General features: G+C 70.8%; 10 protein-coding genes. 7 read left to right on the plus strand and 3 right to left on the minus strand.

Annotation, left to right across the window (positions count from 1 at the left end; genetic code table 11):
• The first annotated feature begins 1 nt into the window (after position 1).
• The 5 genes from ABT147_RS26190 (at position 2) to ABT147_RS26210 (ending at position 5,261) form a co-directional block, all read left to right on the plus strand.
• Entirely contained in the window at positions 2-589 is a 588-nt protein-coding gene (locus ABT147_RS26190; RefSeq protein ID WP_351410326.1) for an MTB12 C-terminal domain-containing protein, read from the plus strand.
• Positions 564-1,856, plus strand: a complete 1,293-nt coding sequence (locus ABT147_RS26195; protein WP_351410328.1) for an ABC transporter substrate-binding protein — start codon at positions 564-566, stop codon at positions 1,854-1,856. The genes ABT147_RS26190 and ABT147_RS26195 overlap by 26 nt, the downstream gene beginning before the upstream one ends.
• 202 nt (positions 1,857-2,058) lie before the next feature.
• On the plus strand, positions 2,059-3,321 hold the full coding sequence (locus ABT147_RS26200; protein WP_351410330.1) for a glycosyltransferase family 4 protein: 1,263 nt from the start codon (positions 2,059-2,061) through the stop codon (positions 3,319-3,321).
• A complete protein-coding gene (locus ABT147_RS26205) occupies positions 3,321-4,157 on the plus strand; it encodes a hypothetical protein (protein WP_351410462.1) in 837 nt (278 codons plus the stop codon). Before ABT147_RS26200 ends, ABT147_RS26205 begins: the two co-directional genes overlap by 1 nt.
• 93 nt (positions 4,158-4,250) lie before the next feature.
• A complete protein-coding gene (locus ABT147_RS26210) occupies positions 4,251-5,261 on the plus strand; it encodes a helix-turn-helix transcriptional regulator (protein WP_351410332.1) in 1,011 nt (336 codons plus the stop codon).
• On the opposite strand, the gene ctaD is transcribed toward ABT147_RS26210, so the two are convergent.
• Complete coding sequence (gene ctaD, locus ABT147_RS26215) at positions 5,170-6,903, minus strand: aa3-type cytochrome oxidase subunit I (protein ID WP_351410334.1); 1,734 nt, start codon at positions 6,901-6,903, stop codon at positions 5,170-5,172. The two genes, ABT147_RS26210 and ctaD, sit on opposite strands and share 92 nt — an antisense overlap.
• Before the next feature lie 380 nt (positions 6,904-7,283).
• Here ctaD and ABT147_RS26220 point away from each other — a divergent pair, with 380 nt between their 5' ends.
• On the plus strand, positions 7,284-7,499 hold the full coding sequence (locus tag ABT147_RS26220; protein ID WP_351410336.1) for an I78 family peptidase inhibitor: 216 nt from the start codon (positions 7,284-7,286) through the stop codon (positions 7,497-7,499).
• Positions 7,500-7,606: 107 nt separating this feature from the next.
• Here the strand turns inward: ABT147_RS26220 and ABT147_RS26225 are convergent, their stop codons facing one another.
• Positions 7,607-8,707 carry a phosphatase PAP2 family protein gene (locus tag ABT147_RS26225; RefSeq protein WP_351410338.1) on the minus strand — a complete coding sequence of 367 codons (1,101 nt, stop codon included), beginning with the start codon at positions 8,705-8,707 and terminating at the stop codon, positions 7,607-7,609.
• A 239-nt stretch (positions 8,708-8,946) separates the two neighbouring features.
• Positions 8,947-10,140: a glycosyltransferase family 39 protein gene (locus ABT147_RS26230; RefSeq protein ID WP_351410340.1), complete on the minus strand. Its 1,194-nt coding sequence runs from the start codon at positions 10,138-10,140 to the stop codon at positions 8,947-8,949.
• Between the two features lie 337 nt (positions 10,141-10,477).
• On the opposite strand from ABT147_RS26230, the gene ABT147_RS26235 reads away from it, so the two are divergent.
• Positions 10,478-12,088, plus strand: a complete 1,611-nt coding sequence (locus tag ABT147_RS26235; RefSeq protein WP_351410342.1) for an MFS transporter — start codon at positions 10,478-10,480, stop codon at positions 12,086-12,088.
• The last annotated feature ends 112 nt before the right edge of the window (positions 12,089-12,200 follow it).

Here is a 12,200-nt window from a genome sequence, read left to right on the forward strand (position 1 = left end):
GATGGTTCTCGGGAGCGACCTCAGGCGGGCGAACGGACGGCGGGGCCCCGGCCCACGGACGGCGGGACGGGGTACGGCCCTGGCGGCCGCCCTGGTCCTCCTCCTCGCCCCGGCCCTCGCGGCGTGCAGCGACGACAGCGGTGGCGGCGGTGACACGGCACCGCCCACGCCCACCGTGGAACGGACGACGAGCGAACCCGCCGAATCGCCCACGAGCGCGAGCGGGCCCGCGGACACGGCGGCGGCCGAGAAGCAGATCAAGGAGAACTGGAAGACGTTCTTCGACCCCTCCACCTCCACCAAGGAGAAGCAGGCGGTTCTGGAGAACGGCGAGGAAATGGGCCCGGTGCTGGCCGCCTTCAGCGGTGACGAGCGCGGCGGGCAGGTGGAGGCCGAGGTCCAGAAGGTGACGTTCACCTCGGCGACGGACGCCGACGTGACCTACACGCTGCTCCTGGAGGGCGCCACGGCCCTGCCGGACGCGGCGGGCACGGCCGTCGAGCAGGACGGCACCTGGAAGGTCTCCGTCAAGACACTGTGCGGACTGGTCGCGCTGAGCGGCAATGCGACACCCGGTCCGGGCTGCTGAGACGGCCGCCGCAGGCCTGCTGCTCCTCCTGGCGACGGCCTGCGGCAGCCGGCTCCCGGAGAGCGACTTCGAGAACCGGGGCGCCACCACGCCGCCGGTGAGCGCAGAGCCCCTGCGCGTCGGGATCATCACCAGTGTCACCAGCCCGGTCGGCGGGGCCGCGTTCACCGGGCCGCGCGACGGGGCGAAGGCCTACTTCGCCGCGCTCAACGCGCGCGGTGGCATCGACGGCCGCCGGGTCGAGGTGCGGGAGTGCGACGACGGGGGCAGCGGCGTCGGCAACAACGAGTGCGTGCACCGGCTCGTCGAGGAGGACGACGTGGTGGCCCTGGTCGCCACCACCGCCCTCGACTACGCGGGCGCCTCCCAGGTGGCCCGCGCGCGCGTGCCCGACATCGGCGGCCAGCCCATCGGCCCGGCCTACGACACCTACCCGTACCTGTACAGCGTCTACGGCAGCCTCGCGCCCAGGAACGGCACGACCGGCTGGGACGGCGAGCAGTACGGCGGCACGGAGGTCTACCGCTACTTCAAGCGCGAGCACGGGGCGCGTTCGGCCGCGGTGGTGTCGTACAACCAGTCCGCGTCGGCCGCGTACGCGCGTCTGATCGTGCGGGGGCTGAAGGCCGAGGGGTACGAGGTGGTCACCGAGCAGGTCGACTTCGCTCTGCCCAACTTCCGCGCGGCCGCCGCCGACATCGAGGAGCGGGGCGCCGACCTGGTCTTCGACGCCATCGACGGGCACGGCAACGCCCGGCTCTGCGAGGCGCTGGACGAGGCCGGCGTCGAGCTCACCGCCAAGGTCACCAACGTGCAGAACTGGACCTCCTCGGTCGCCGGGGACTACAAGGACGCTCCGCGCTGCCGCAACGCCCTGTGGGCCACGGGGTCCAGCCGCAACTACGAGGACACCGGCGAGGAGGCCGTACGGGAGTTCCGGGACGCGACGAAGGGACTGAAGACGCACTCCCAGTGGCAGCTGGAGGGCTGGGCGGCCGCGATGTGGTTCACGGACGCGGCGCGCTCGTGCGCGGGGAGCCGGGAGGGCGTCACGCGCGCGTGTGTCGACCGGTTCATGAACCGCGACGAGCCCTACAGCGCCGACGGACTCCTCGTCCCCGTCCGGTTCGAGCGGCTCACCGAGCCCCCGAGGACACGCCGGACGTGTGTGTCCGTGGCCCGCTGGCAGGACGGGAAGGGGTGGGTGAGCCAGGGGGACATGAACGACACCTGCTTCGACGTGCCGCAACTGCCCTACAGGCCCTGACGCGCTTCACCAACCCACTTCAGACCCCGATGCGTTTCGCGGCGAACAGGTTCCCTCATCCGGCTATCGATCGGGCAACCGTTGCGAAACAAGTTGGTGATGATGTCCAACCATTACCAGGGATCCCGGGTCTAAGCGTGTGGTGGTGGACCAGCACCTCCATTGACGGACGACCAGGGACAACAGGGGGCTCGGGGGACGCATGCACATTTCTTTCCTCATACACAACGCGTACGGGATCGGGGGGACGATCCGGACGACCTACAACCTCGCGAACACCCTGGCCGAACAGCACGACGTGGAGATCGTCTCCGTCTTCCGCCACCGTGACGAGCCCGTCTTCGACGTGAGCCCGAAGGTCCGGCTGCGTGGCCTGGTCGACATCCGGGAGGGCGGCGCAGACAAGGGGCACGCCGACCTGGAGCGTCCCGCCAAGGTCTTCCCGCGCGCCGAGGGCCGTCACCACCAGTACAGCGTCCTGACCGACCGGCGTATCGCCGGGCATCTCGCCTCGGTCGACGCCGACGTCCTGGTCGGCACCCGCCCCGGGCTGAACGTGCACATGGCCCGGCAGACCCGCCGCGGCCCGATCCGCGTCGGCCAGGAGCACCTCACGCTCGACAGCCACTCCCCGGCCCTGCGCGCCACCCTGCGCGGCGTCTACCCGCGGCTCGACGCGCTCACCACCACCACCGAGGCCGACGCGCGCGCGTACGGCTCGAAGATGCGGCTGCCCGGGGTCCAGCTCCAGGCCGTGCCCAACCCGGTGCCCGCGCCCGGCATCGATCCGGCCGACGGCACCGGCAAGTGGGTCGTCGCCGCGGGCCGGCTCGCGCCCGTCAAGCGCTACGACCTGCTCATCAAGGCCTTCGACAAGGTCCGTGAGGAGCGGCCCGACTGGCGGCTGCGGATCTACGGCGGCGGCAAGCAGAAGGACAAACTCCGCGCCCTCGTCGACAAACTGGGCCTCTACAACCACGTGTACCTGATGGGCCCCGCCAACCCCATCGAGCCCGAGTGGGCCAAGGGCTCCATCGCCGCCGTCACCTCCAGCCTGGAGTCGTTCGGCATGACGATCGTCGAGGCCATGCGCTGCGGCCTGCCGGTGGTCTCCACGAACTGCCCGCACGGCCCCGGCGAGATCATCGACGACGGCGTCGACGGCCGCCTGGTCAAGGTCGGCAACGTCAAGGCCATCGCCGGCGGTCTCCTGGAACTCATCAACGACGACGACAAGCGGCAGCGGATGGCGCAGGCCGCGCTCAAGGACTCCGAGCGCTTCGACCCGTCCCGGATCGCCGAGCGCTACGAGACGCTCTTCGGCGACCTCGTCGCCCGTGGCGGCTCCTCGTCGGTGGGCCGGATGCGCGGCTCCCTGCACCGCACCCGCGGCGCCCTGCTCGGCGGCGCGTACGCCGTTCGGGATGCCGGACGTTCCGCTTTCAAGAAGGGGCGCACCGCATGATGACGCTGGCTCCGCAGCAGCCCACGCACCGCGACGACCAGGAGGACAGGGACACGCCCCCGCGCACCGACTGCGTCGCCGACTTCGCGGGCGGCCTGACCTTCGACATCGCCGACCTGGGCGTGTCCGGCCCCGCCCATCTGGTCCTCGTCGACCGCGACGGCGACCAGGAAGTGCGCCTGCCGCTCACCCCGGCCGGCGGTGGCCGTCTGCGGGCCGCGCTGCCCAGCAGCGTGGCCGTCCCCGAGGGCTTCTGGGACGTCTACCTCCAGGTGGCCGACGGCGAACCGCAGCGTCTGGCCCCCGGCGTCAACGACCTGCGCTCCCTCGTCGACCGCGCCCCCACCCCCTCCGCCGACCGGATCGTCGTCCGCATCCCGTACGGCACCAAGCACGGCAACCTCACCGTCCGCAGCTGGGAGCGCTCCCCCCACGCCGAGGCCGGTGAACTCCACATCGGCGACGGCGAACTGGAGGTGACCGTCCGGGCGTACGGCGCCGGGCCCACCCCCGACGCGTACGTCGAACTCACCGACCAGAACGGGGTGCTGCCCGCCGTACGGACCGGCCTCACCGCGAACGACGAGCGGGGCGGTCTGCGGTTCACCGTCTCCTACGGCGATCTGCGGCCCGGCCACTGGGACCTGTGGCTGCGTCCCCAGGGCGAGACCGGCCCGCGGGTGCGGATCGCGCGGCTGCTCGACGACATCGTCGACAAGCACCCGGTCTTCGTCTATCCCAAGTCCCGTGCCGAGAGCGAGCACGGCCCGGTGGAGGGCGAGCCGTACTACACGGCCCACAACGACCTGTCCGTCACGGTCGTAGCCGCCGGCTGAGGCCGATACCGAGACCGAGGCCGAGGCTGAGGCTGGGGCCGAGCGCAGCCGTTGAGGACACTCCCTGTCCTCAACGGCTGGCAGACTCGCCCCATGTTGGAGACATCGGCACGGCTGCTGCGGCTGCTCTCGCTCCTGCAGTCCCACCGCGAATGGTCCGGCCCGGAGCTCGCCGACCGGCTCGGCGTCACCGCGCGCACGGTCCGCCGGGACGTGGACCGGCTGCGTGAACTGGGCTACCCGGTCAACGCCAGCCCCGGCACGGGCGGCGGCTACCAGCTCGGCGCCGGGGCCGAGCTGCCGCCGCTCCTCCTCGACGACGAGGAGGCGGTAGCGGTGGCCGTCGGGCTGCGCTCGGCCGCCGGGCAGGGCATCGACGGCATCGGCGAGTCCTCCGTACGCGCCCTCGCCAAACTCGAACAGGTGCTGCCGAGCAGGCTGCGCCGCCGGGTGGGCGCCCTGAACGCCTTCACCGTGCCGCTGCTGCGCGGCCCCCAGCTCTCCACGATCGACCCGGCGGTCCTCACCGAGATCGCGAACGCCTGCCGGGACGCCGAGCGGCTGCGCTTCGAGTACCGCGACCACGGCGGCGCCAGCACCCGCCGTACCGTCGAGCCGCACCGCCTGGTGTGCACCGAGCGCCGCTGGTACCTGGTCGCCTGGGACGTCGAGCGCGCCGACTGGCGCACCTTCCGGGTGGACCGGGTCACGCCCAGGCCGCCGCACGGCCCGCGCTTCACGCCCCGCGAGCCACCGGCCGAGGACCTCGCCGCATACGTCTCCAAGGGGGTCTCCACGCGCGTGTACGCCTCGCACGCCGTCGTACGGCTGCTGGTGCCCCTCCATGAGGCCGCCGAACGCATATCGCCCTCGGCGGGCACCCTGGAGGCCGTCGACGAGCACAGCTGTCTGCTGCGCACCGGGGCCCCGAGCCTCGATGTGATGGCCATTCACGTGGCGATGACGGGCGTCGACTTCGAGGTCGTCGAACCGGCCGAGCTGACCGGGACGATCAGGGCCCTGCGGGACCGTCTGTCGGCCGCTCTTGACCGAACCGGGGATGCGGAGTCTTCTCCTGGCCCTTCCGGGTCTGGGGCGGGGTGATCGCCGCGAACTTCGGATGGTGCAGGTCGAACGCCGGGGCCTCGGAGCGGACCCGGGGCAGCGTCACGAAGTTGTGGCGCGGCGGCGGACACGACGTCGCCCACTCCAGCGACCGGCCGTAGCCCCACGGGTCGTCGACCTCGACCTTCACCCCGTACCGCGAGGTCTTCCAGACGTTGTAGAGGAACGGCAGCGTGGACAGGCCCAGCAGGAACGCGCCGATCGTCGAGACCGTGTTGAGGGCCGTGAAGCCGTCGGCGGCCAGATAGTCCGCGTACCGGCGCGGCATGCCCTCGGCGCCCAGCCAGTGCTGCACCAGGAACGTGGTGTGGAAGCCGACGAACAGCGTCCAGAACTGGATCTTGCCGAGCCGTTCGTCGAGCATCTTCCCGGTGAACTTGGGCCACCAGAAGAAGAATCCCGCGAAGGTGGCGAAGACGACCGTGCCGAAGACGACGTAGTGGAAGTGCGCCACCACGAAGTACGAGTCGGTGACATGGAAGTCCATCGGCGGCGAGGCCAGGATCACCCCCGTGAGGCCGCCGAACAGGAACGACACCAGGAAGCCGGTCGCCCACAGCATCGGCGTCTCGAACGACAGCGAGCCCTTCAGCATCGTCCCCGTCCAGTTGAAGAACTTCACCCCCGTCGGCACGGCGATCAGGAAGCTCATGAACGAGAAGAACGGCAGCAGCACCGCGCCTGTGGCGAACATGTGGTGCGCCCACACCACCACCGACAGACCGGTGATCGCCATCGTCGCCCCGACCAGGGTCAGGTAGCCGAAGATCGGCTTGCGGCTGAAGACCGGGATGATCTCCGTGATGATCCCGAAGAACGGCAGCGCGATGATGTAGACCTCCGGGTGCCCGAAGAACCAGAAGAGGTGCTGCCACAGCAGCGCGCCGCCGTTGGCCGCGTCGAAGACCTGCGAGCCGAACCGCCGGTCCGCCTCCAGGACCAGGAGCGCCGCGGCGAGCACGGGGAACGCCATCAGGATCAGGATCGACGTGAACAGCGTGTTCCAGGTGAAGATCGGCATCCGGAACATCGTCATGCCGGGGGCGCGCATCCCGATGATCGTGGTCAGGAAGTTCACCGCGCCGAGGATCGTCCCGAAGCCGGACAGCGCGAGACCCATGATCCACATATCGGCCCCGATCCCCGGCGACCGCTCCAGGCTGTTCAGCGGCGCGTAGGCGAACCAGCCGAAGTCGGCGGGCCCCGACGGCACCAGCAGCGAGCCCAGCACGATCAGCCCGCCGAACAGGAACAGCCAGTACGACAGCATGTTCAGCCGGGGGAAGGCGACATCGGGCGCGCCGATCTGCAACGGCATGATCTCGTTGGCGAACCCGGCGAAGGTCGGCGTCGCGAAGAGCAGCAGCATGATCGTGCCGTGCAGCGTGAACATCTGGTTGAACTGCTCGTTGTCCATGATCTGCGTGCCCGGCCGGGCCAGCTCGGCGCGCATCATCAGCGCCATCAGACCGGCCGCCAGGAAGAACAGGAACGACGTGACCAGATAGAGATGGCCGATCTTCTTGTGGTCCGTAGTGGTCAGCCAGTCGACCATGATCCGGCCCGGCTGCCTGGTCCGTACGGGTCGTACCGGCCGTGCCTGTACGGTCTCGGTCCCCATCGCTCGCCCCTTCGCTGCCGCGTCCTGGGCCCGTGATGCACGCCATGATGCTCGCGCCCCGGTCGCCCCGACAGGGGGCGTACGGGGGAAGTGTGCGGGAACCGTGTATTTCCCATGTGGTGGGGGCTTCCTGGAGCCCTCCGGGAATCGGTGGGAAAAGGCTGGACATGCACCGGACACACAGGGCCCCGGACACGCTTTCCTACGGGCTATTCGCGATGGTGCCGAAGTGGTCGGGAATTATGTTCGGCAGCACGCGGAAGGCGTAAGGAACCGCTCGTACGTGTGACTGGGTTGGGCCGAAACGGGTGTCGTGGTTCTGTGACAGAAGCGTGACTGCGGGAGGACAGCGGGACCTCCGGCCGCCTACCGTGGCGGTCATGGCACCCATTCCCACCCCTTCCGAAGAGCCCCAGGACGACCCCGACGCGTATGTCGGTCTGGAGGCGCCGAACGCCGAGCGCCGCGCCGTGGAGCGCGGCTGGTCCACCGTCAGGAAGCTGCCGCCGGGCGCGATCATCACCATGGAGTACCGCGTCGGCCGGCTGAACTTCGAGGTCGCGGACGGCCGGGTGAGGCGGGCCTGGAAGGGCTGAACCCGAGCGTCGTCAGGTCCAGGACGGGCGAAGGCCCGGCTCCCTTCGGAGCCGGGCCTTCGCCGTGCGGGGGATCGGTTGTGCGTACCGGGCCCCGCTGTCTCGTGTCAGCCGCCCGCGACCGGCCGGGCCGAGGTCGCGTTGTGCGCGACCCGGTCCGCGTGGGGCGGCCGGCGGGAGCCGGTCGGGGTGACCGGGGCCCGCTCCGACCTGGTCAGATGGGGGCCGGGGGACAGATGCAGCGGCACGATAGGGGGATGCGCGGCGCGCGCCGCGACACCGGTCTCCCGGACGCCCGCGGGCTCCTCCCCGGGCACCCGCAGCGAGGCCGTGCCCACGGCGGTGGGCGTCGGCGCCGCCGCCGGCACGGACGTCGGTGCGGCTGCCGGCACGGACGTCGGTGCGGCTGCCGGCACGGATGTCGGCGTGGAGGCCGGCACCGGGGCCGTACGGCGGTCGCGCAGCGTGTCCCGCAGCGAGAAGAGCCGGGCCTCGGCGCGGGCGATCAGCGGCTCGAACCAGGGCAGCGCCAGCATGATCAGCAGACCGGCGGCCCATCCCAGCAGGACGTCGCTCAACCAGTGCGTACCGAGGTAGACCGTGGTGAGACCGACGCCGAGCGAGATCACGGCGGACAGCGCGGACAGCCAGCGCCGGGCTCTCGGCGTCGACGCCAGATAGGCCAGGATGCCCCAGGTCACCACGGCGTTGGCGGTGTGTCCCGAAGGAAATATGTCGCCGCCCAGCCACATCTCGTTGGAGCCGATCTCGGTGGCGTAGTGCGGGCCGAGCCGGCCCATGCCGATCTTGGCGGCGCCGACCGTGATGTTGAGCAGCAGCAGCGAGACCCCGAGGGCGAGCATCGGGCGCAGGGTGTGCTGTCTCCAGGAGCGCCAGCCCAGCCAGGCGGCGACCATCACGGCGGTGGGACCGCGCTGGCCCAGGACGACGTAGTAGTCCAGGAAGGCGTGGATCTGCTGCCACTGCTGGTACGGCCGGAAGAACATGATCTGCCAGTCGAGCCGGACCAGCCACGAGGTGATCACGACGGCCCACACGATGGCCACGTAGAAGGCCAGGGTGGAGGCGAAGAGCACCACCCGGTGCCGGGTCATCACCGGCACATCGATGTGGGCCGGTCGTTCCGGCTCACGGTCCAGCCTGGAGAAGACCCGGTCCAGACGGGTCGGCTTTAGTTCGGTACGCACTCAATCGACGTTACAGCGAGTGAGCTCCGACGCGGCGTGAATCACCGGCTTTGTGATGACGCCGTGATGTGGGATTGCTCTCAGATTGATGTTTATTACTGCTGAATGACGAATCGTTGCGCCACTCGGCCTTCAATTCCATGGCCTAATACTGAGCACTCGTTTTACGCCCCTTTTGAATTCGTTCACCGAATGCTTGCGTGGAATTACCCGCCCGCTCGCCGTCCGTGGCAAGCGGGTCAGGGCGGACCGGAGCCATTCAGCCAGAACGCCCCGTAGAGCGCCGACACCACCGCGACGGTGCCGAGAATCGCCGCTGACCTGCGCATACGTGCTTCGGCGAGGGCGCGGGCCAAGGGCAGCAGCAGCGGGAAGGCGGGCATCAGCAGCCGTGGCTTCGAGCCGAAGTAGCTCGACGCGCACAGTGCCAGCGAGGTGACGACTCCCGCGTAGACCAGCAGCGGGAGCGGCTGTCCCTGTCTTACACACACCACGTACAGCCAGACGAGCGAGGCCACGGCGATGATCAGCCCGACACCCGCCAGGGCCGACGGGAACGACGTGAACTTGTCGGCGACGAAACGCGCGAACGCGTAGCCGCCGTCGAAGCCGTTGCGCCACCCCGCCTGGACGTCGAGATAACCGAGCGGGCCTTTGCCCGTGCGGTGGCCGACCCACAGGACGTACCCGGCGGCCCCCAGGGGCGCGAGGAGCATTCCGAGGGCGCGCGGCGAGAGGCGAGCGCCGTCCGGTGTCTCCGCACTCCGGGTTCGTACGGACGGGGGAGCGGGCTCGTGTCGCCGTTCCCGCAGGGACGACACGATCGCCGCCGCCCAGATCGCCGCGACCACCGCCAGGCCCACCGGGCGGGTCAGCCCGGCGAGGGCGGCCAGGGCGCCCGCCGTCACCCAGCGGCCGGTCAGGACGGCGTACAGCGACCAGGCGGCCAGCGCGGTGAACAGGGCCTCCGTGTACGCCATCGACTGCACGATCCCCACCGGCAGCACGGCCCACAGCAGCACCGCGCACACCCCGACCCGGCGGCCGTACACCTGGTCGGCGACCGCGAAGATCCCCCAGGCCGCGGCGAGCGAGGCGAGCGTGCCGACGACGAGGCCGGCATGGGCGTACGACAGCGGGGTGACCGCCGACACCGCCCGCTCCAGCCACGGCAGCAGCGGGAAGAACGCCAGGTTCGAGTGGACGTCGCCGTTCGGCAGGCGCACCTCGTAGCCGTAACCGAGTTCGGCCACCCGGGTGTACCAGAGCGAGTCCCAGCGGGCCGACAGCAGGGTCAGGGCGCTCTTGTCACGCGCGGCGCTCCACACCGCGAGGACGACGAGGCCCAGGGCGCGCACGGCGGCGTACCCGAGGAGCGCGGGGGCGGCCCGCCTCAGGAGGGGAGGCGCCGGGCGCGTAGCGAGATCGGTCACGCGCTCGATTATCGGCGGATCCTGGAACCGGCCGGGACGCCCTCACGTGGTCGTCCGTGAGTGGTCCGTGATGATCCGTGACGGGCCGGCCACGGACGAGTGATGAAGGAGTCATGGAGGACCGGTGGACGGCCCGGGGCGTGGCGTATGCCACATGTCACATGAGGGTTCCATGAGACACCCGCCACCTCCCACCGGCTGTGACTCGCGTACGCTGACGGCTCGCTCGCCTTTCGTTGCGCGGGTCCGGGACACCGCTCCTCCCGGGCCGTAGCCGCCGGGGAGTCCCCACCCCGCCGGTTCCGCCGAACGCGAGAGCATTCTGGGAGGTACGTACATGTCCGGGACGCCCACGGCCGCCGCACGACGCCGTCGGGAAGCCGGGGCCGGTGCCAACCGCTGGGTCGTCCTCGTCGTTCTCTGCGTCAGTCTGCTGCTCGTCGCCGTCGACGCCACCGTGCTGCATGTGGCGGTACCCGCCGTCACCGAGGACATCAAGCCGGGCGCCATGGAGCTGCTCTGGATCGTCGATGTCTACCCGCTGGTCTGCGCCTCGCTGCTGATCCTCTTCGGCACGCTCGGCGACCGGGTCGGCCGCAGACGGATCCTCCTCCTCGGCTATGCCCTCTTCGGCGTCGCCTCCGGCCTCGCGGCCTTCGCCGACAACCCCCAGGTCCTGATCGCGGCCCGCGCCCTGCTCGGCGTCGGCGGCGCGATGATCATGCCCGCGACGCTGTCGATCCTGCGCCAGGTCTTCCCCGACCGGCGCGAGCGGGCACTCGCCATCGGTGTCTGGAGCGCGGTCGCCGCCGTGGGCGCGGCCGTCGGACCGCTGCTCGGCGGATTCCTCCTCGAGCACTTCTGGTGGGGCTCGGTCTTCCTCGTCAACATCCCGCTGATGCTCGTCAGCCTGCCGATCGGACGGCTGCTGCTGCCCGAGTCGACGGGCGACCGCGACGGCCCCTGGGACGTGCTCGGCGCCCTCATGGCGGCCGTCGGCCTCTTCGGCATCGTCTTCGGCGTGAAGCGGCTCGGCGGCGGACACCCGGCGTTCGATCCGGGCACCGTGCTCGCGCTCCTCGGCGGCGCCGGGCTGCTCATCGCGTTCGTCCGACGGCAGCGACGCCGGACGCATCCGCTGGTCGACCTGCGGATGTTCGCGCGCCCCGCGTTCAGCACGTCGGTCGGCTGCATCGTGCTGGCCATGCTCGCGCTGGTCGGTCTGGAGCTGATCGCCGCCCAGTACCTGCAACTGGTCCTCGGTCTTTCCCCCTTGGAGACGGGTCTACGACTCCTTCCGCTGACCATCGCCGCGATGGCGGCCGGGCTCGCCGGCTCCCACCTGCTGCACCGCTTCGGGCCACGCCGCATGGTGTCCCTCGGCTTCTGCCTCACCGCCCTCGCGGTCGTCCTGCTGACCGCCATGGGGCGCCACGACAACGCGGGGCTGCTGCTCGCCGGGTTCGTCCTGCTGGGCTTCGGCCTGGAGACGACCCTCTTCGGCGCGTACGAGTCGATGCTGAGCGAGGCGCCCGCCTCCTCCGCGGGCGGGGCGGCCGCGATCGGTGAGACCTCCTACCAGCTGGGCGCCGGCATCGGCATCGCGCTCCTCGGGAGCGTGATGAACGCGGCGTACGCGCCCGGGCTGTCGTCCGTGCCGGGGGTGCCCACATCGGCGTCGAAGGCCGCCGGGCATTCGCTCGGCGAGGCGTACGAGGTGGCGGACCGGCTGGGCGGACCCTCGGGGGAGGCGCTGCGGCACGCCGCCCGGGACTCGTTCGTGCATGGGCTGCATGTGACGCTGCTGGTGAGTGCGGCGCTGCTGGTGCTCGGTGCGGTGATGGCTCTGCGGTTGCCTCGGGGGATGGAGTGCGGCGGCTCCGCGGAGGTGCCGGGGCCGCGGGAGGCGAAGGCGGCTGAGCCTGTACGGGCGGAGTCGGTGCGCTGAGGTGGTCGGGGCCGTCCGGCCCCGTAAGGGGCGCGGGGAACTGCGCGACCAGCCACGGACGGCCCGCAGCTGAGGACGGCGAACAATGGGTACGGTGGTTAGCGTCGCTAGT

It is taken from the genome of Streptomyces sp. NPDC001868 (assembly GCF_040297125.1).
Classification (GTDB): domain Bacteria; phylum Actinomycetota; class Actinomycetes; order Streptomycetales; family Streptomycetaceae; genus Streptomyces.